This is a genomic window from Pantoea sp. Cr_R13, from assembly GCF_029222565.1.
Classification (GTDB): Bacteria; Pseudomonadota; Gammaproteobacteria; order Enterobacterales; family Enterobacteriaceae; genus Pantoea; species Pantoea eucalypti.
On sequence record NZ_JARHXL010000013.1, the window covers coordinates 373,147 to 393,511 of the forward strand.

The following is a 20,365-nucleotide window of genomic DNA, read 5'->3' on the forward strand; positions in this document are numbered from 1 at the left end:
GCAAGAACGGAAAGGCGGCAACGGTTTAACTGGCCAGCACCAGCTCCCAGTTACCCATACTTAACAACTCCCGTCCTGCATTACTCAGTTTTTTATCGGTTATAACCACATCAAACCTCTCCAGCGGTAACGCCAGAAACGTCGCAATCCTGTTGTACTTCGAACTGTCACTCAGCAGCACCCGCTTACTGCTCACCTCACTCACCGCCTGTTTCACCATCACTTTATCTTCATCCGGCGTAAACAAGCCGCGCGGCCCCCAGCAGGAGGCGGAAATAAAGGCAATATCGATAGCCAGATGACGGAGGCTTCGTGCCGCCGACTCGCCGACACAGGAGCGGTTCTCCCGGCATACGGTGCCGCCAGTGTGAATAACCCGGCACTGACTCGCTTCCATCAGCAGATTCGCCACCATAAAATCATTGGTCACCACCAGCACATCATCCCGAGCCACCAGCTCTCGTGCCAGCGCTAATGTCGTGGTGCCGGCATCCAGATAGATGCAGCTGTTACGCGGAATGTGCCCGGCCGCGGTGTGGCCGATAGCGCACTTTTCTTCGTTGTAGAGGGCGCTTTTCGTCAGATGTGAGGGTTCAGCCGCCAGCCGATCGGCCGAGCGTACGCCGCCGGAAACGGACAACACCGCACCTTGTTCTTCCAGTTTCTGCACATCACGACGTATGGTCATGTGTGACACACCCAGCCGCTCGGTGAGTTCTGCAATGCTGACCACGCCACGATCGGCGACCAGCGCCAGAATCTGTTGATGACGTTCAACCGGAATCATATCTGCTCCCTGATAATTATCATTTTTTCACACTATAAAGTATCTGCCGCTTATCCAGAACAAAAAATAGCAGCATGCACCCCATGATAGCTTGCTTTAACGCCCTTTAAGAGCCAGATTGCGGATAAATATGCCATGTTAAAAATTGTTCCTGTTCACAAGTGTGATGTTTTTTTGTGAGGGATAACACATTTTTACCGGGAGTAAGCTGGCAGGATTAACAGTAACAAACAAATAATCACTTAATTTAACAGTGGAGGCGTAACGTGCCAGCTGAAAACATCTGTGTTATCGGGTTAGGTTCTATGGGCATGGGTGCCGCGAAATCCTGTCTGCGTGCCGGTTTAAACACCTGGGGTGTCGATTTGAACCCCGCTGCGCTGGAGAGTTTACGTCAGGCCGGCGCGCGTGATGCGCAGCCATCTGCCTCTGCCTTTGCAGACCAACTTGATGCCGTCTTGCTGCTGGTGGTGAACGCGCAGCAGGTAAACGCCATTCTGTTCGGTGAAGCGGGCCTGGCTGCAAAACTGCGTCCCGGTACCGCAGTCATGGTTTCATCCACGCTCTCCGCGCACGATGCGCAGCAGATTGAACAGCGGCTGGCCGAACACCAGTTGCTGATGCTGGATGCCCCGGTTTCCGGCGGTGCCGCCAAAGCCGCAAGCGGTGAAATGACCGTGATGGCCTCAGGCAGCGACGCAGCCTTTGCGTACCTGCAGCCGGTGCTGGATGCGGTCGCGGCCAAAGTGTACCGCGTGGGCAGTGAAATCGGCCTTGGGTCTACCGTCAAAATTATCCATCAGCTGCTGGCGGGTGTTCATATCGCCGTGGGTGCAGAAGCGATGGCGCTGGCGGCGCGGGCCGGTATCCCGCTGGAAACCATGTATGAAGTCGTCACCAATGCGGCGGGCAATTCGTGGATGTTCGAGAACCGTATGAAGCATGTAGTAGACGGGGATTACAGCCCGAAATCAGCCGTCGATATCTTTGTGAAAGACCTTAATCTGGTCGCCGATACTGCCAAATCGCTGCACTTCCCGCTGCCGCTGGCCTCGACCGCCCTCAACATGTTCACCGAAGCCAGCAACGCGGGATATGGCCGTGAAGATGACAGCGCGGTAATTAAAATCTTCAGCGGTATCACGCTGCCACAGGCCGGGGAGAAAAACTGATGCGTCTTGGGGTCATAGCGGACGATTTCACCGGTGCGACGGACATCGCCAGTTTTCTGGTGCAGAACGGCCTGAGCACTATTCAATTCAACGGCATTCCCGCCAGCGAAGAAATCACCGGGGCGCAGGCGATTGTGGTCAGCCTGAAAAGCCGCTCCTGTCCGGCAGAGCAGGCGGTTGCCCAGTCGCTGGCGGCGCTGGCCTGGCTGCAGCAACAGGGCTGCGAGCGCTTCTACTTCAAATATTGTTCTACTTTCGACAGCACCGCGCAGGGCAATATCGGTCCGGTGACCGACGCCCTGCTGAACGCACTGGGTGAAACGCAGACGGTCATCTGTCCGGCGCTGCCGGTCAATGGCCGCACCGTCTACCAGGGCTATCTGTTTGTCGGTGATCAGCTGCTGTCAGATTCCGGGATGCGTCATCATCCGGTCACACCGATGCACGACAGCAACCTGCTGCGTCTGATGACGTCGCAGGCGTCGGGAAAAGCCGGGCTGATCGCAGCGGCGCAGGTCGAACAGGGCGTAGAGTCAGTGCGTCAGGCGCTGGGCCAGCTGGCGGCGCAGGGGATCAACTACGTCGTGACCGATGCTCTGCATCAGGATCATCTGGTGACGCTGGGCGCGGCGCTAAGCGATATGCGGCTGGTCACCGGTGGTTCGGGGCTGGCTATCGGTCTGGCACGGCAGTGGGCGACGGCTGAGACCGACGCTGAGGCGGAGCAGGCCGGTCGTCCGCAGGGCGATCGCGCCGTGGTGCTTTCCGGCTCCTGCTCGCAGATGACCAACCGGCAGGTTGCCGCGTATCGCCAGCTGGCACCGGCCTGCGAAGTTGAGATTGAACACTGCCTGAAAGATGCCGAAGGGTATGCCCGACAGCTGTGCGACTGGGTAGAAGCACATCGCCATCAGGCGCTGGCACCGCTGCTGTTTGCCACTGCGGACGCGCAACAGTTGCAGGTCATTCAGCAGCGCTATGGTGCGGAGCGCAGCAGTGAAGCCGTTGAGCAGCTGTTTGCCGCCGTCACCCGTGAGCTGAAAAAGCGCGGCTGGCAGCGCTTTATCGTGGCGGGCGGTGAAACCTCCGGTGTGGTTGCGCAGAGCCTGGGCGTAACGGCCTTTCACATCGGCCCGACCATTTCACCTGGCGTACCCTGGGTTCGCGATATCCATCAGCCGCTCTCACTGGCCCTGAAATCAGGCAATTTTGGCGATGAAGACTTTTTCCGCCGCGCGCAAACGGAGTTTACTTATGTCTGAATCTTTCTCTTTCGCGGAGCAGCAGGCGCGTGACGAGATGGTCCGCCTGGGCGCGTCGTTCTTTCAGCGTGGCTATGCCACCGGCTCGGCGGGTAACCTCTCTATGTTGCTGGCCGATGGCAATCTGCTGGCAACACCCACCGGTTCCTGCCTCGGTGAATTACAGGGTGATCGGCTGTCAAAAGTCACGCCTGAGGGGGAATGGCTCTCCGGTGATAAACCCTCCAAGGAGATCGCGTTTCACCGCGCGCTCTATCTGAATAATCCTGACTGCAGGGCAGTGGTGCATCTGCATAGCCACTACCTCACGGCGCTGTCGTGTTTACAGGATCTGGACACGAACAACTGCATTCGCCCGTTTACGCCTTATGTCGTGATGCGCGTGGGTGATGTGCCGGTCGTGCCTTACTACAAGCCGGGCGATAAACGACTGGCAGAGGATCTGGCAACGCTGGCACCGCGCTACCGTGCCTTTCTGCTGGCGAATCACGGCCCTGTGGTGGTGGGCAAGTCACTACAGGAAGCGGCAGATAACACCGAAGAGCTGGAAGAGACTGCCCGGCTGATCTTTACCCTGGGCGATCGCCCGATTCGTTATCTCAATGATGCCGAAGTGGCGGAATTAAGGAGCCGATGATGCCGAAGTTTGCTGCTAACCTTTCGACGCAGTTTACAGAATACCCCTTTGCTGAACGCTTTGCGGCAGCGGCAGAAGCCGGTTTCACGGCGGTCGAGTTTCTGTTTCCTTATGACTATCCCGCCACGCAGATAAAACAGTGGCTTGATGATAATCATCTGGAGCTTGTGCTGTTCAATACGGCTCCCGGCAACATTGCGGCGGGTGAGTGGGGCGTCTCTGCCATTCCCGGACGGGAAGCGGAAGCTAAGGCGGATATCGATCGCGCCCTGCGTTATGCGATTGCGCTGAACTGCCCGCAGGTTCATATCATGGCCGCGACGGTGCCGCCTGGTGCCGACCGCCAGCGCTACGTCGAGACCTTTATCCGCAACATGCGTTATGCAGCTGAGTGCTTTGCGCCGCACGGCATCACCCTGCTGATAGAAGCGCTCAACCCGACAACCAAACCCAATTATCTCTACGCCAGCCAGTATCAGACGCTGGAGATGGCTGAACAGATCGACCGGCCCAATGTGTTTACTCAGCTCGACCTGTTCCATGCGCAGCGTGTTGACGGCAACCTCAGCCATCTGATTCGCCACTATGCCGGACGCTATCGTCACGTACAGATTGCGTCGGCACCGGATCGCCATGAGCCGGATGAGGGTGAAATTAATTATCCGTACCTCTTCGCGCTGCTGGATGAGGTTGGCTATGCCGGCTGGATCGGCTGCGAGTACATCCCGCGCGGAAAAACGACCGAGGGGCTTGGCTGGTTTAAACCCTGGAAGATAAGAACCTGATTTAACGTGCTTTAAAACCGGTGTTTCGGCACCGGTAGGGAGAGGCTTGCCTTTTTCTGGCCCTGCACCTGCTATTTCTGTACGTCGATAACCCAAAAAAATATAACAATTTCTGAGGTTTACTATGTCCACCGCACTGCTGTTAGCCATAGCGACCGCCAGCATCGTGATCCTGCTGCTGCTGGTCATCAAAGCCAAAGTTCATCCGTTTGTCGCCCTGTTAATTGTGAGTCTACTGGTGGCTATCGCGACCGGCATTCCGGCTGAAAAAATCATGGAGACGATTATCACCGGGATGGGTGGGCTGCTCGGTCATATCACCATCATTATCGTTTTGGGTGCCATGCTTGGGGCGATTATTGAAGCTTCGGGCGGTGCTGAATCGCTGGCGCAACGCTTCAGTAAAACGCTGGGGCTAAAGCGAACCGTCGCGGCCCTGACCATGGCGGCCTTTATCCTGGGCATTCCGGTGTTTTTCGAAGTGGGCTTTATCATCGTTATCCCGCTGATTTATGGCTTCACTAAGGTGGCACGCGTCTCACCTTTGAAATTTGGTCTGCCGATGGCGGGTGTGATGCTGACAGTGCACGTGGCGCTGCCGACCCATCCGGGCGCAGCCGCTGCGGCGGGCATCCTGCACACCGATATGGGATGGCTGATGATGCTGGGTATTGCGATTTCAGTGCCGGTCGGCATCATCGGCTACTACGTGGCGAAGGTCATGAACCGTCGCCATTACCCTCTGTCGGTGGAGGTGCTGGAACAGTTGCAGATGGCGAAGCCGGAGGGACAGGAAAAGAAAAATGAGCCAGCACCGCCCGGCGCGCTGACCATCTGCGGTCTGATTGTGGTTCCGATTGTGTTAATTGTGCTGGGAACGCTGTCCCACACACTCCTGACAGAAGGGAGCCTGCTGCGAAATGTGATGACCGTGATTGGCACGCCGCCGATTGCTCTGCTGATTGCCTTAGGTCTGGCGGCGTGGCTGCTGGGCGTGCGACGGGGCTGGAGCAAAGACAAGCTGGAAGATCTGACTGGTCGCGCCATTCCCACCTCAGCCAGCGTGATTCTGGTGGCCGGTGCGGGTGGGGCATTCGGTAAAGTGCTGGTGGAGTCGGGCGTGGGTAAAGCGCTGGCGGTCACGCTTGAAACGCTGAATCTGCCGCTGGTCCCGGCTGCGTTTATCCTGTCGCTGGCACTGCGTGCATCACAGGGTTCAGCAACAGTTGCCATCCTGACCACCAGTGGTTTGCTGACGCAGGCGGTAACTGGCGTGACGGATATGCAGCGGGTACTGGTCACCCTCGCAGCCTGTTTTGGCGGCCTGGGACTGTCGCATGTCAACGATGCGGGATTCTGGGTGGTGACCCGTTATCTTGGATTATCCGTCGCCGATGGTTTACGCACCTGGACCGTGCTGACGACAATAATGGGATTAAGCGGTTTTGCGCTGACCTGGCTGGCGTGGACCGTACTCTGATTCAACAATATCAGACACTCAGACCCGGCAGGTGATGCCGGGTCTGAGTGTCTCAGTACGTCAGGAAACCAGTTCCTGCGCATAAAGATAGAGCGCTTTCAGCTGCCCAACCTTTTCTGCATCCGCTTCATGCAGATTGGCCAGTCCCTCCAGCTCCTGCATAAACGCCTGTACCCGCTCAGCATTCAGCACTTCACGGCGATGCTGCAACCAGCGTTGCTGCTCGGCATCATCCAGCGTGCCGGGGAAGTTACGCGCCCGGTAGCGGAACAGCAGTTTTGCCACCCGTGCACTTTCAAAGCTCAGGTCGAGCGCGGGCAGATTCGCGGGCGCGGTCTGACGAATGATATTCATCCCGGCGCGGTCGGCATCACTGAAGAAGCCATCATAAAGTTGCGTGTCTACATCGTCTGACGGCGTAAACGGCTCCGCTTCCGCAAACAGCGTGACCAGTTTTTCCCGCACGTCGGGCTGCTGACGCAGCAGTGCCAGATTTGCCAGACAGTGCTGACGGTCAATGCCCAGACGGGCCGCATCTTCCGGGCGCAGTGTACTGGCAGGGGCCAGCACCGGACACTTGTTAATGTGCACCAGTTTTACCGGCACCGGTGGCAGATCGCCAAGGTCGTTTTTCGGCGTATAAAGACGCTCACGAAGCGTGTCGGCATCCAGTTGCAACAGCGGCGACATGTCACCCGCCAGATCCACGACGATCAGCGCATTGCGGTTATCGGGATGCCAGGCCAGCGGCACGATCCAGCTGGTGTTACCGCGCGCGGCACCAAACATGCCGGAGACATGGACCAGCGGCTTCATCTGCGGGATGTCGATCAGGTTCATCAGCTTGTTTTTGTTTCGATGAGTAAACAAAAACTCAAACAGTTTTGGCTGCTTCTCTTTTACCAGCTTCGCCATCGCCAGCGTGGCGTAAACATCAGACATCGCATCATGGGCATTTTCATGGGCCACGCCATTGGCTTTGGTCAGATGCTCCAGGCGGAAGCTGGGGAAGCCTTCTTCATTCTCCGGCCAGATGATCCCGTCAGGGCGTAATGCATAGCAGGCACGCATCACGTCCAGGAGGTCCCAGCGTGAGTTGCCGTTTTGCCAGGCCCAGCCATAAGGGTCGTAAAAGTTGCGATAGAAGATATTGCGTGTCACTTCATCATCGAAACGCACGTTGTTGTAGCCCACCACACAGGTTTGTTCGGTGGTGAACAGCGTATGAATACGCTCGGCAAACTCTGCTTCGATCATGCCGCGACTCATCGCAATCTGTGGGGTAATACCGGTAATCATCACGGCTTCAGGTTGTGGCAGGTAGTCGTCAGGCGGACGGCAGTAGAACACGTCAGGTTCGCCAACCGGATTAAACTCGCTGTCGGTGCGCAGGCCGGCAAACTGGGCGGGCCGGTCGCGAGAGGGGCTGGTGCCGAAGGTTTCATAATCGTGGAAGAGGAAAGTAGGCTGTACGCGGTCGTTATTCAAATTTCATATCCGTTCATTGCGTTCACTGACTTTATAAACAGAAAGCGAGAAAACGGCTCTCTGTTCGCTCTGAATTTGTCTGCGCACAGCAGGCTGAATTATGTTCGTTGTGTCTGGTGTGCTGATTGTGGTTCAGCCGTGTCGTGCCATTATAGTGGCCCAATACAGCCGATGGGGCTTTACCTGTATGGTAAACCATAATCCGGCATGCCAGAAGTTAAGGGTTTAGCCCGCTTCACATTGTTTTTTAGCTGCACCGCAGCAAGAACCGCAGCACCAGACGAATAAGACCCTGTTGGTGTCGTTGGCCACGCTCCCAGACCGGACGCTGTTTCGCCTGTTCTTACTGCGTCATGCCCGGCGCTCGCGGTGCAGGTCGCCCTATGAAATCTGCACTTTACCTGTGGGATGACGCGGATCACTGGCGTTAATCCGACACCTGACAGGTCAAACCCCGTCATCAGTTCATACTTTTTTTCAATTTATTCAAACCTTCACAACGCTTTTGCCGTAAAACGTGCGGCTGTTTCCGTTTCGTTTTAGAAATTTTCTCTCCCGTGTAATTAAGGATGAAGTGTTGAAAAGGCGTCTGCTGTTCACCGTTACCGCTACTCTATTTTGGGCCTCGCTGGCACAGGCTGATGCGATCCCCTTTCCTGTGACGCCTCCGGCGATTGATGCCGCTTCCTGGGTGCTGATGGATGCCACAACCGGGCAGGTCCTGACGGCGGGTAATCCCGATGAACGCCGCAATCCCGCCAGCCTGACCAAGCTGATGACCGGTTACGTGGTGGATCGCGCCATCGACCAGAAAAAAATCAGCCGCGACGATATGGTCACGGTGGGTAAAGATGCCTGGGGAGCGGGTAATCCGGTGTTTAAAGGCTCATCGCTGATGTTCCTGAAGCCAGGCGATAAACTGAGCGTCCGGGACTTAAGCCGTGGCGTCATCATCGATTCCGGTAACGACGCCTGCGTTGCGCTGGCGGATTACGTGGCGGGCAGCGAAGCAAACTTTGTCGGCATGATGAACCACTATGTCGAAAAACTGGGTCTGCAGAATACCCATTTTGAAACAGTGCATGGACTGGATGCACCCGGTCAGTTCTCCAGTGCGCTTGATATGGCAAAACTGTCACGCGCCATTATTGATGGTGAGCCGGACTTTTATGCCATGTACAGTGAGAAAACCCTGACCTGGAACGGCATTACTCAAAACAACCGTAATGGCCTGCTGTGGGACAATAATCTTCACGTTGATGGACTGAAAACCGGTCACACTGAGACGGCAGGCTTTAACATCATTGCCTCGAATGTGGTGGGCAAGCATCGCCTCATCGCCGTTGTGATGGGGGGTAAAAGTTCAAAAGGCCGTGAAGAGCAGGCGCGTAAATTGCTGGTCTGGGGCCAGAACACCTTTGATACTGTTCAGCTGTTCCACGCCGGTAAGAAGATTGGCACTGAAAATGTCTGGTACGGTAATCCTCATCAGGTCGATGTCGGAACCGCAGAAGATGTGTATCTGTCGCTGCCGCGCAGTGAAGTGCAGAACGTGAAGGCGAAGTACGTCATTAATCGCAAAGATCTGGAAGCCCCGCTGAAAGCCAATGAAGTGGTGGGTGAAATTCAGGTGATCGATAAAGATCAGCAGATTGCCCACTATCCGCTGGTGGCGCTCAGTGCGGTTGAACCGGCCGGAGTCATTACCCGCGTGACGGATTATCTGAAGCAGAAGTTCTGATTAGCCGATTGTCAGCACTAAAACGGGTAGCCTGCGGGCTGCCCGTTTTCACATTGATGCCCTGTGACTGTGTGTCGATAAAAGTTACAAAGCCGTAGCCAGTTGTTTTTAACTTCCGGGCAGGTATGTGAGACGGATGTTGATAATTGTAAGCGAACGTCAAAACTGTTTGAAATATCCCGCCCGCGCTAAGCCTGAGCCGCGTTCAGAGTTAAGATAGCCACATTATGTTCCCGCAACCGGAAAGCCACCTTGCGTCCTGATAAGCCCATATCAAAACTGGAGTTCTGGTTTTATCGCCATTACCGCTCCGTTCACGGCGTGCGCATTGCCATCGCCTTTTTGCTCTGCTTCATCTTTGTCCGGGCAACCGGGATTCCTGAAGGCACCTGGCCGCTGATTACGCTGGTGGTGGTGATGGGACCAATCTCCACCTGGGGAAATGTCTTTCCGCGCGCGCTGCAACGCATCAGCGGCACGGTGGCGGGCTCCATCTCCGGTCTGATTGCCCTGAAGCTGGAACTGATCTCAATGCCGGTGATGCTGGCCTGGTGCGGCATCATCATGGTGATCAGCGGCTACCTGACGCTGGGCAAACATCCCTACATGGCGCTGTTGATCGGGATTACGCTGAGTGTGGTGGTGGGTGCGCCAACCGGCGATTTCACCATGGCACTGTGGCGCGGCGGTGATGTGATTCTGGGATCGCTGATGGCGCTGCTGTTTACCGCAATCTGGGCGCAGCGTGCGTATACCCACTGGCGCATTCAGCTCTCTGACGCGCTGGCGGAAATGGCGAAGATCTATCACGCCGGTTTCTCGCCCAACCTGGTTGAAAAGCCGCGTCTCAACAAGCCGCTGAGCAAATTGCTGAGCAGCGTTATTAAGATGCGTGCGCTGCTGGAGCCGTCGAGTAAAGAGACGCGTATCCCGAAGTCGGTGCTTGAAGCCATTCAGACCATTAACCGTAATATGGTTAACACCATTGAGATGCAGATTAATGCCTGGTGGGCATCGCGTGAAAGCCATCTGATTATGCTTAACGCACCCGCACTTCGCCGCACCCAGCAGATGACCGAGAACACGCTGCGGGCGCTGTCGGTGATGGCGATTGAGGGAGAAACGGAAGAGGTGATTGCCAACAGCCATGAGCTGACCGAAATCAGCGGCGAACTGCGGCGGCTGATCGCCGACGCGGGCAGCGATGGTCTGGAAGAGACGCCCATCTACGGCTACGTCTGGCTGACGCTGGAACTGGCGAAACAGCTGGAGCGGATGACCGATCTGATGCGAATGGCGCTGCGCAAATAATCACCTCAGACAATGACTTAATGTGAAACCGGGTTTCTTTGCGCTAAGATAAGAGCCAGTCTGAATTTAGCTGTGAAAATTGCTTACCTGGCGGGCTAGCCGCTAAGCTGATCGTTTTGACTCTCTCCCTGCGTCAGCAGGCTCAAAGAAAGGTGCCATCATGGAAAATGCCAAGCAGTCATTTCAGGACGTACTGGAGTTCGTGCGTATGTTCCGCCGCAAAAACAAACTGCAGCGTGAAATCGTCGACAACGAGAAGAAAATTCGCGACAACCAGAAGCGCGTTCTGCTGCTCGACAACCTGAGCGAATATATCAAACCGGGCATGAGCGTTGAGGCTATTCAGGAAATCATCGCCAGCATGCGTGTGGATTATGAAGATCGCGTCGATGAGTACATCATCAAAAACGCTGACCTGTCGAAAGAGCGTCGCGAGCTGTCTAAAAAGATCAAAGCGATGGGCGTGGGCGAACACCCGAAAGCATAAGGGCATATAGCTGAGCGCTAATGCGACTTAGCTCCCATGCGAACCCGCTTCCACTCTGGTGGAGCGGGTTTTTTATTGCCCGCATAACCGCAGATTTATTTACCCGCCAGTCTTCGCGCAATCCCCTGTAGCTGCTGTGACAGCGCCACTAAATCGACCTGCTTATCAGCGGGCGGGGCGGTGGTCTCGCGGATCACCAGCGTGGTTTCCAGCGCGATGTGTGAAGCTTCTTCACCCTGAAGCCGGGCCAGCATCCGCTCGACGCTCTGTGCGCCAAGAAAGTGTAAATCCTGTCGCACCGTGGTCAGCGGCGGCTGATACCATGCGCTCTCGGCAGTATCGTCATAACCAATCACCGATATCTCACCAGGAATCGCCACGCCATACTGATGCAGCGCCCGCATCGCACCCAGCGCCATCTGATCGTTCGCGACCAGCAGCGCCTGTGGCAGATCGTCGGGCAACTGCGCCAGCAGCGCCTGGTAGCCGGACTGTGCGCTCCAGTCGCCCCGCAGTGAACAGTGCGGCGTTAACTGATGATCGGCCAGCGCCTGACGCCATGCGTTTTCACGCTGACGGGCTGACACCGAGCGCTGCGGTCCATTTAGCAGGCCAATCTGGCGATGACCCAGCGCCACGAGATGTTCAACGGCAGCACGCGCGCCGGACTCATTCGGGTACTGACACTGCGCCACCGCGGCCCTGGGTTCAACATCCAGAAAGATTACCGGTTTACTGCCACACAGCAACTGGATCTGCTGCGCCTCATCCGCCTCCAGCGGCAGATTGATCAGCAGCCCATCGACCCGCTGTGCCAGCAGTTCATTCACGGTGGCGGCCGCATCGTTACCGCTGTCCATCGCGATCACCAGATGATATCCCGCCCTCGCAGCACGCTGCTGAATCGCCGAGGCGATCTGCGCCGGTGCCATCAGGGCCAGATCGCTGGTAGCCAGGCCGAGCGTGCGCGTCGCCTTGCCCGCGAGCTGCTGCGCCACGCGATTAGGCACATAATTGAGCTGCTGCATTGCCACCTCAACCCTTTCCCGCGTGCGGGCTGACACCTGTTCAGAACGATTTAAAACACGTGAAACGGTTTGATATGAGACGCCGGCCAGTTGAGCGACATCATCGAGGGTCACGGAGCGGGAAGTCATTGAACTCTCCAAAATATGAAGCGACGAGTGTAGCAAATTTTCCTGCTGCGCTGCTGCTGCTGCTGACCACACTTTCACCGCCACACTGCCGGAGGCCATTGCCGTACCCGGTCAGTGCACTCGGCCCTGGTTAACGCTGCTGCAGATAGACCTGCAGATTCACATCCACTGCGTTCAACAGCGGCGTCGCGAGGCCATTTCGTTTCGCCCGTAGCAGCAGATCGCCTATCACCTGATCCGCTTCGATATCAAAGCCCTGGGTGAGATCGCGATACATAGAGGAGGTCATGGGCGTCGCCGGATTGTTCAGCAGCTCAAAAATGCGGGCGGTGACCGCCGGGCGCGGCTGATAGCCTTCGGCAGAGATGACGGACAGAATCTCGGTGAAAATTCCCTGTAACAGCGCTTCACCGCCGCGCGAGGTGAGAATTTGCTGGGTATTGCCGCGTGCCAGGCAGCAGACCGCGCCCAGCGTGCTCAGTAGCAGCCACTTTTCCCACAGTTCATCCATGATGTTGTCACTGAACAGGGTATCAACCTGACAGTCGCGCAGTGCGGCATCAACCCGCTGCAGCCGCGCGTCGTTTTTACCGTCCAGCGCACCGTATAAGAGCTGATGCAGCGGCGTCATCTGGATCACTTCACCCTTGTCACCCAGCGTGGCATTGATTTTACACAGGCCGCCAATCACCTTATCTTCGCCGAAACGCTGTTGTAGTGTTGCGATGTGCCGCATTCCGTTGAGAATCGGCATGATCAGGGTTTCCGGGCCGACCGCAGGCGCAATGTCATCCATGACCTGCTCAAGGGCAAAGCTCTTCACCGTCACGATAATCAGGTCATAGTGGCTTTTCAGCGTGCTGGCCTGTGTCAGCTGCGTCTGAAACTTTTCAGTGCCCTGCGGCGTCTGTAATACCAGACCGTGGGTCTGAAGCTGCTGATAACGCCGTTCACGTACCAGAAACGTGACATCCTGACCTGCCTGAATCAGTCGTGCGCCAAAATATCCACCGGTCGCCCCGGCACCTGCCATCAGAATACGCATCCCACTCTCCCTTTACTGAAAACCTCTACCTTAGAACGCCGCAGCCGGGCTTACCAGTCTTAGCAAGGTCAGAGCGCATTGTGGAGCATAAAATGCCAGGTCGGGAAAGCGGCGGCAGGGAGGCGGCAACGCAGAGTCTCCCTCTGTTCCGGTTAAACGATTAAGCCAGCATGATACGTTACAGCCGGGTGACGCCCAGTGCGGCGGCCTGCTGCTCCCATGCCACCACGACCTGATAATTGTCCCGATGCACCGGGCTGAATCCGCCGATCAGATTATCGTCGCAGACGGCGCGAAACGCAGGGTCGCTCACCAGCTGAAGCAGTATTGTACGTAACGTCTCCAGCTGGGCCGCTGACGTTGAGGCTGCTGTGATCAGCGGTAATCCGGGTGCGGCTGGCGACTCTCCGATGATATGCAGGCCGCGCAATTCCTCAGGCGCATGACGTGCCAGCAGCGCCCAGCTGACGCAGTCGATCGCCGCGATATCCGCCTGTGAATCACGCAGTGCCGCCAGCGACTGACGGTGCCCGCCGCTCAGCAGCAGCTGCGAAAACGTCACGCCCTGAAGCGCTGCGACAAACCGCAGTGTGTTATAGCCGGAGTGCGAGTACAGGCTGTTTGCCACGGCCCGCTGACCGTAAAAATCGGCGAGCGTTGCCTCTTTGTCCCGCGCCACCAGCCAGCTACGATATGCGTAACCGTTGCAGCCCGGTGCCCGATAGTGAAATGCACCGACCAGTTGCACTGCAGGCAACTGACTGACCAGCGGATAGCCGCAGGTCTGGCTCAGCAGCAACCGATCATTCTGCCAGTGTGTCAGCAAATCCTCAGGCCAGACCGGTTGCGCGGCCATACCCTGCTGCGCCAGCAGGGTAACCATCGCCTGCATCAGCGCCTGTGTAGCAGGCGGATGAATCGCATACATCGGCAAAGCGAGCAGGGTATTCATGTGTGTTTTCCGGTGGCGCGTAATGCACTCAAGGGTAGTTCAGATTCAGCAGCAACCTGCGCCCCGGCAATCTATTGGGCGTACCAGTGCCTGACAGCAGAAACCCGCAGAAACCCAAAAAGTGAAAGTCAGGCTGGTCAAAAGTAACGTGGATACGCTACAGGCTATGTCGAAAATCCTGAATATAGCGCTGAAAGATATTGACTATCAGTGGCGGCGCGGAGGGCGTAACCTTTCCCTATTGAATATCGCCTTATGCTCACAGGTGTTTAACGCCTGTCAGGAGAACTACAGATGAAAAATATTGGCTTCTTATCTTTTGGTCACTGGACGCCGTCGTCGCAGTCTGCCACCCGCACCGCGCAGGATGTCTTATTGCAGTCGATCGACCTGGCGGTCGCCGCCGAAGAACTGGGCGCAGATGGCGCTTACTTCCGCGTGCACCATTTTGCCCGCCAGCTGAGCTCGCCGTTTCCGCTGCTGGCTGCCGTGGCCGCGCGCACCAAAAAGATTGAGATTGGCACCGGCGTCATCGACATGCGCTATGAAAACCCACTCTACATGGTGGAAGACGCCAGTTCAGCAGACCTGATCTCCAATGGTCGTCTGCAACTGGGTCTGAGCCGCGGTTCACCGGAGCAGGTCATTGATGGCTGGCGCTACTTTGGCTTTGAACCCAAAGCGGGTGAAAGCGATGCGGATATGGGACGTCGTCATACCGAAGAGTTCCTGGAGGTGCTGCGCGGCGAAGGCTTTGCGAAGCCGAATCCGCAGCCGATGTTCCCGAATCCGCCAGGCCTGCTGCGCCCTGAGCCGCTTTCTGAAGGGTTGCGCGACCGTATCTGGTGGGGCTCCGGTTCCAATGCCACCGCAGAGTGGGCAGCAAAAATGGGCATGAACCTGCAAAGCTCAACCCTGAAAGATGATGAAACGGGCGAGCCGTTCCACATTCAGCAGGCAAAACAGATTCGCGCCTATCGTGAGGCCTGGAAAGCAGCCGGGCATCAGCATGCGCCACGCGTCTCTGTCAGCCGCAGTATCTTTGCGCTGGTGAATGATATGGACCGCGCCTATTTCGGCCGCAGTGGTAACGACCAGGATTCGGTCGGTTTTCTGGATGAGAAAACCCGAGCCATCTTTGGCCGCAGCTACGCCGCAGAGCCTGAAGTGCTCATTAAGCAGCTGGCACAGGATGAAGCCATTGCCGAAGCGGATACGCTGCTGCTCACCGTGCCTAACCAGCTCGGTGTCGCCTACAACGCCCATGTGATTGAGGCGATTCTGAAGTATGTCGCCCCGGAACTCGGCTGGCGTTAAGTGACCCAGCGCCCTGGATAAGCAGGGCGCTATCTGGTTTACCTTGCCCACAAATGATGCGCGTTCGTTGTAATATCTCTGCAGCCTGTGCGTGTCATCACTTTCTGATTCTTTAGCTTTTTCCCTCTGCGTTTATCGCTGGCAGGTCTCCCGACCTGACAGGGCACTTCTCACTCACTCACCCTCTCTTAGTTAATACCTGCGATTTCTGGAGTGGTGACTTTTCCCTATTTTAGTCACGCCTGCGCCGGAAGGGAGCCGCATCCACTTAGTCAGCGTTTCAGCAAATCTTCTGCTTAAGCCTTTGCTGCTCATTGCTCTTTAAAGGTCGGCGCAACGGATAATGCCTTTCCGTAATTAGTGACCATTGACAACATTGGTCACATGATTACAAAATGGCGGCACTCTCCTGCTTACTGTTGAAGGTCATCTATGCTCAGGTTCATTCCCGCCACCCTGGTTGTTTGTCTGCTGCCACTGGCGCTGGTGGGCTGCCGGGACAACGCGTCCAAAGAGGATCCGCGCACCCAGCCGCCGCTGGTCAGGGTCACGAAAGTTCTCAGCGCTGCTGATGACAGTCGCGCATTCAGCGGCATCGTGGTTGCCCGGGTTCAGAGCGACCTCGGTTTTCGGATATCGGGCAAAATCCTCGAAAGGCTGGTGGACAGCGGCCAGCGTGTGAAGCGTGGTCAGCCGCTGATGCGACTTGACCCGGTCGATCTGCGACTGCAGGCCCAGGCCGCACAGCAGAGTGTTGCCGCTGCGCAGGCACGCGTCAGACAGACCCGTGCCGATGAAGCGCGTTACCGCACACTGGTGGCAACCGGCGCGGTTTCCGTGTCGGCCTATGACCAGATTCGGGCCGCTGCGGCCACCGCGCTGGCCGATCTGAAAGCCGCGCAGGCGCAGGCCAGCGTGGCGACTAATGCCAGTGGATATGCGCTGTTACTGGCGGATGACGACGGTGTGGTGATGGCAACACTGGCGGAGCCGGGCCAGGTGGTGAGCGCCGGTGAGGCGGTTGTCAGACTGGCCAGAGCCGGGCAGCGTGAGGCGAGCGTACAGTTGCCAGAGACGCTTCGTCCCGCAGTGGGCAGCGAGGCGCAGGCAACGCTCTATGGTGCGGGTAGTGCGCCCGTGTCAGCCCGGCTTCGGCAACTGGCGGATGCAGCCGATCCGATGACGCGCACCTATGAGGCGAGATATGTGCTGGAGGGCGCACTGGCCAGCGCGCCACTGGGTGCTACCGTCACAATTTCGTTAACCAATAAACCCGTGCAACCGCAGCTGAAGGTGCCGCTGGCTGCGATCTATGATGCCGGTAAAGGTCCAGGTGTCTGGGATATTACGGGTCTGCCTGCCACTGTTACCTGGCGGCCGGTAACAGTGATCGCGATCAGTGACGAGGCGGCGACTGTGACGGGGCAGCTCAATGCAGGCGATCGGATCGTGGCTCTTGGGGCACATCTGTTGCAGCAGGGCGAGCGCGTGCGATCTGATGACGCAGCAATGACAGGGAGCCAGCCATGAGCCACGGACGCTTTAATCTGTCAGCACTGGCCGTGCGCGAACGCGCCATCACGCTGTTTCTGATCATCCTGATTACCGTGGCGGGCATCCTGTCATTTTTCGAACTGGGCCGGGCAGAAGATCCGCCGTTCACCGTAAAACAGATGACGATTATCTCCGCGTGGCCAGGTGCGACGGCGCAGGAGATGCAGGATCAGGTGGCCGAACCGCTGGAGAAGCGGCTGCAGGAGCTGCGGTGGTATGACCGCAGCGAAACCTATACGCGGCCTGGCCTGGCGTTCACCATGCTCTCCCTGCAGGACAAAACGCCGCCCTCCCAGGTTCAGGAGGAGTTTTACCAGGCTCGTAAGAAGCTGGGCGATGAGAGCAGAAATCTGCCCGCCGGGGTCATCGGGCCGATGATCAACGACGAGTTCTCTGACGTGACCTTTGCGCTGCTGGCGCTGAAGGCAAAAGGGGAACCGCAGCGCCTGCTGGTGCGTGAGGCGGAATCACTGCGTCAGCAACTGCTGCATCTGCCGGGTGTGAAAAAGGTCAATATCATCGGCGAGCAGAGTGAGCGCATCTATGTTTCGTTTTCACACGATCGGCTGGCGACACTTGGTATTACCCCACAGGAAATTTTTGCGGCACTGAACGACCAGAATGTCCTGACGCCTGCGGGCTCGATCGATACTCAGGGACCGCAGGTTTTTATCCGGCTGGAGGGCGCTTTTGATAAGCTGGAAAAAATTCGTGAGACACCGATTGTGGCGCAGGAGAGAAGCCTCAAGCTGGCAGACGTGGCTACCGTGACGCGGGGATATGAAGATCCCGCCACGTTTAAGGTTCGTCATCAGGGTGAACCCGCATTGCTGCTCGGTATTGTGATGCGTGATGGCTGGAACGGTCTGGCGTTGGGCAAGGCTCTGGCTGCTGAAACCGTCAGCATTAATCAGGCGATGCCGTTAGGGATGTCACTGACTCAGGTCACCGATCAGTCCGTGAATATCCGCTCAGCGGTCGATGAATTTATGATTAAGTTCGTCGTGGCATTACTGGTGGTGATGGTGGTCTGCTTCGTCAGCATGGGCTGGCGTGTCGGAGTAGTGGTGGCGGCGGCCGTTCCGCTCACCCTGGCGGTAGTATTTGTGGTGATGGAAGCCTCCGGCAAAAACTTTGACCGCATCACGCTGGGATCGTTGATTCTGGCGCTGGGCTTGCTGGTGGATGATGCCATTATTGCCATTGAGATGATGGTCGTGAAGATGGAGGAGGGCTACGACCGCATCAAGGCGTCTGCGTATGCCTGGAGTCATACGGCGGCACCGATGCTGGCCGGAACCCTGGTCACCGCCGTGGGCTTTATGCCCAATGGTTTTGCACAGTCCACGGCGGGTGAATACACCAGCAATATGTTCTGGATAGTGGGCATCGCCCTGATCGCCTCCTGGATTGTGGCCGTGGTATTTACGCCTTACCTCGGGGTAAAGCTGCTGCCTGACATTAAAACGGTGGAAGGCGGTCACGCAGCCATCTACAACACCCGTAACTACAATCGCTTTCGCCAGCTACTGACCAGCGTGATTGCTCGTAAAGGCTGGGTAGCAGGCGTGGTCATTGCCCTGTTTATTATCGCTGTGCTCGGGATGACGCTGGTGAAAAAGCAGTTTTTCCCGACCTCAGATCGGCCTGAAGTGCTGGTTGAAGTTCAGCTTCCCTACGGCAGCGCCATTGAACAGACAGCGGCTGCGGCTAAAAAGATTGAGACCTGGCTTAAACAGCAGCGTGAGGCAAAAATCGTCACCACCTACATTGGTCAGGGGCCGCCGCGTTTTTACCTGGCGATGGCGCCCGAACTGCCCGATCCCGCCTTTGCCAAGCTGGTCATACTGACCGACAGTCAGGATGCACGCGAGGCGTTAAAAACGCAGCTTCGCACCGCAATCGCCCGCGGCCTGGTGCCTGAAGCGCAGGTTCGCGTGACGCAACTGGTATTTGGCCCTTATTCACCTTATCCGGTGGCGTGGCGCGTGATGGGGCCGGACCCGGTACGCCTGCATGTTATCGCTAATCAGGTGGAAGCCGTACTGCGTGCCAGCCCGATGATGAGGACGGTGAACACCGACTGGGGCGCACCCGTGCCGACACTGCATTTCTCGCTGGATCAAAACCGACTGCAGGCCGTGGGCCTGACCTCCAGTGAAGTCGCCCGACAGTTGCAGTTTCTGTTGACGGGCGTGCCGGTCACCACCGTGCGGGAAGATATCCGCGCGGTCCAGGTCGTGGGCCGTGCTGCCGGAGATATCCGGCTCGATCCGGCTAAGATTGCTGACTTCACGCTGGCAGGTGCGGCGGGGCAACGTATCCCCTTGTCGCAGATTGGTGAGGTGCAGGTGAAAATGGAAGATCCCCTGCTGAGGCGGCGCGACCGTACGCCCACTATTACCGTCCGGGGTGATATCGCCGATTCCCTGCAGCCGCCGGATGTCTCCACGGCGCTGAATAAAACCCTGCAACCGATCATCGCAACGCTGCCTGCGGGCTACCGCATTGAACTGGCCGGTGCGATAGAGGAGTCCGGTAAAGCGACACAGGCGATGGCACCGCTGTTCCCGATCATGATTGCGATCACACTTTTAATCATCATTTTGCAGGTGCGTTCTCTGTCGGCGATGGTGATGGTATTTCTCACCGCACCTCTCGGGCTGATAGGTGTTGTGCCGACGCTGCTGCTGTTCGGTCAGCCGTTTGGTATCAATGCGCTGGTCGGGCTGATTGCCCTGTCAGGCATCCTGATGCGTAACACGCTGATCCTGATAGGGCAGATCCACCACAACGAACAGCAGGGGCTGGCACCTTTTGCTGCGGTGGTAGAAGCGACCGTACAGCGTGCGCGTCCCGTGTTACTGACGGCGATGGCAGCGGTGCTGGCGTTTATTCCACTCACCCACTCGGTGTTCTGGGGAACGCTGGCCTACACGCTGATTGGCGGCACGCTGGGCGGTACCTTAATCACGCTGGTTTTCCTGCCCGCGATGTATGCGATCTGGTTCCGTATTCGTCTGCCAGACAGTAAAACGGCAGTTGTGAAACCGGCGCTGTCGGAATAGTCTCAGGGTGGCGGTTGCCGCTTCGCTGCTTTTTTTAAGCACAGCGGCGGCCGTCGGTTCATTGTCTTAAGCTTTTGAAGAAGGTGCATAAAAAGGTAAAAGCTATCAAACATATAGGATGA

The 20,365-nt window shown here is 57.1% G+C and carries 16 protein-coding genes; 11 read left to right on the top strand and 5 right to left on the bottom strand.

What is annotated here, in order from left to right; genetic code table 11:
• Positions 1-25 precede the first annotated feature (25 nt).
• Positions 26-787 (bottom strand): DNA-binding transcriptional repressor YgbI, encoded by a 762-nt coding sequence (ygbI, locus tag P2R09_RS09385; RefSeq protein WP_275769030.1) that lies wholly within the window; start codon positions 785-787, stop codon positions 26-28.
• Between the two features lie 266 nt (positions 788-1,053).
• Here ygbI and ltnD point away from each other — a divergent pair, with 266 nt between their 5' ends.
• The 5 genes from ltnD to P2R09_RS09410 all read left to right on the top strand — a co-directional run bounded on the left by ltnD (position 1,054) and on the right by P2R09_RS09410 (position 6,123).
• Entirely contained in the window at positions 1,054-1,959 is a 906-nt protein-coding gene (gene ltnD / locus P2R09_RS09390; RefSeq protein WP_275769032.1) for an L-threonate dehydrogenase, read from the top strand.
• The gene (otnK, locus tag P2R09_RS09395) at positions 1,959-3,221 is read left to right on the top strand and encodes a 3-oxo-tetronate kinase (protein WP_275769034.1); all 1,263 of its coding nucleotides are present in this window, start codon (positions 1,959-1,961) and stop codon (positions 3,219-3,221) included. The genes ltnD and otnK overlap by 1 nt, the downstream gene beginning before the upstream one ends.
• Positions 3,214-3,858 carry an aldolase gene (locus tag P2R09_RS09400; protein ID WP_275769036.1) on the top strand — a complete coding sequence of 215 codons (645 nt, stop codon included), beginning with the start codon at positions 3,214-3,216 and terminating at the stop codon, positions 3,856-3,858. The genes otnK and P2R09_RS09400 overlap by 8 nt, the downstream gene beginning before the upstream one ends.
• Positions 3,858-4,643, top strand: coding sequence for an HPr family phosphocarrier protein (locus tag P2R09_RS09405; protein WP_275770662.1), 786 nt, complete (start codon positions 3,858-3,860; stop codon positions 4,641-4,643). The genes P2R09_RS09400 and P2R09_RS09405 overlap by 1 nt, the downstream gene beginning before the upstream one ends.
• Before the next feature lie 124 nt (positions 4,644-4,767).
• Entirely contained in the window at positions 4,768-6,123 is a 1,356-nt protein-coding gene (locus tag P2R09_RS09410; protein ID WP_008926045.1) for a GntP family transporter, read from the top strand.
• A gap of 60 nt (positions 6,124-6,183) precedes the next feature.
• Here the strand turns inward: P2R09_RS09410 and sbcB are convergent, their stop codons facing one another.
• Positions 6,184-7,611 (bottom strand): exodeoxyribonuclease I, encoded by a 1,428-nt coding sequence (gene sbcB, locus P2R09_RS09415; protein ID WP_008926044.1) that lies wholly within the window; start codon positions 7,609-7,611, stop codon positions 6,184-6,186.
• 577 nt (positions 7,612-8,188) lie between these two features.
• Between sbcB and dacD the strand changes: the two genes are divergently transcribed.
• The 3 genes from dacD to tmaR all read left to right on the top strand — a co-directional run bounded on the left by dacD (position 8,189) and on the right by tmaR (position 11,150).
• Positions 8,189-9,352: a serine-type D-Ala-D-Ala carboxypeptidase DacD gene (gene dacD / locus P2R09_RS09420; RefSeq protein WP_008926043.1), complete on the top strand. Its 1,164-nt coding sequence runs from the start codon at positions 8,189-8,191 to the stop codon at positions 9,350-9,352.
• 252 nt (positions 9,353-9,604) lie between these two features.
• A complete protein-coding gene (locus P2R09_RS09425) occupies positions 9,605-10,663 on the top strand; it encodes an FUSC family protein (protein ID WP_008926042.1) in 1,059 nt (352 codons plus the stop codon).
• A 160-nt stretch (positions 10,664-10,823) separates the two neighbouring features.
• Complete coding sequence (gene tmaR, locus P2R09_RS09430; protein ID WP_004571340.1) at positions 10,824-11,150, top strand: PTS system regulator TmaR; 327 nt, start codon at positions 10,824-10,826, stop codon at positions 11,148-11,150.
• 95 nt (positions 11,151-11,245) lie between these two features.
• Here the strand turns inward: tmaR and P2R09_RS09435 are convergent, their stop codons facing one another.
• The 3 genes from P2R09_RS09435 to P2R09_RS09445 all read right to left on the bottom strand — a co-directional run bounded on the left by P2R09_RS09435 (position 11,246) and on the right by P2R09_RS09445 (position 14,304).
• Positions 11,246-12,307, bottom strand: a complete 1,062-nt coding sequence (locus tag P2R09_RS09435) for a LacI family DNA-binding transcriptional regulator (RefSeq protein WP_008926041.1) — start codon at positions 12,305-12,307, stop codon at positions 11,246-11,248.
• Between the two features lie 130 nt (positions 12,308-12,437).
• Positions 12,438-13,352 (bottom strand): ketopantoate reductase family protein, encoded by a 915-nt coding sequence (locus P2R09_RS09440; protein ID WP_008926040.1) that lies wholly within the window; start codon positions 13,350-13,352, stop codon positions 12,438-12,440.
• 178 nt (positions 13,353-13,530) lie between these two features.
• Positions 13,531-14,304 (bottom strand): PhnD/SsuA/transferrin family substrate-binding protein, encoded by a 774-nt coding sequence (locus tag P2R09_RS09445; RefSeq protein ID WP_008926039.1) that lies wholly within the window; start codon positions 14,302-14,304, stop codon positions 13,531-13,533.
• A 294-nt stretch (positions 14,305-14,598) separates the two neighbouring features.
• Between P2R09_RS09445 and P2R09_RS09450 the strand changes: the two genes are divergently transcribed.
• From P2R09_RS09450 to P2R09_RS09460, 3 genes are all read left to right on the top strand, one after another.
• A complete protein-coding gene (locus P2R09_RS09450; protein WP_004571347.1) occupies positions 14,599-15,621 on the top strand; it encodes an LLM class flavin-dependent oxidoreductase in 1,023 nt (340 codons plus the stop codon).
• A gap of 432 nt (positions 15,622-16,053) precedes the next feature.
• Positions 16,054-17,151: an efflux RND transporter periplasmic adaptor subunit gene (locus tag P2R09_RS09455; RefSeq protein ID WP_008926038.1), complete on the top strand. Its 1,098-nt coding sequence runs from the start codon at positions 16,054-16,056 to the stop codon at positions 17,149-17,151.
• On the top strand, positions 17,148-20,243 hold the full coding sequence (locus P2R09_RS09460; RefSeq protein WP_275769051.1) for an efflux RND transporter permease subunit: 3,096 nt from the start codon (positions 17,148-17,150) through the stop codon (positions 20,241-20,243). The genes P2R09_RS09455 and P2R09_RS09460 overlap by 4 nt, the downstream gene beginning before the upstream one ends.
• The last annotated feature ends 122 nt before the right edge of the window (positions 20,244-20,365 follow it).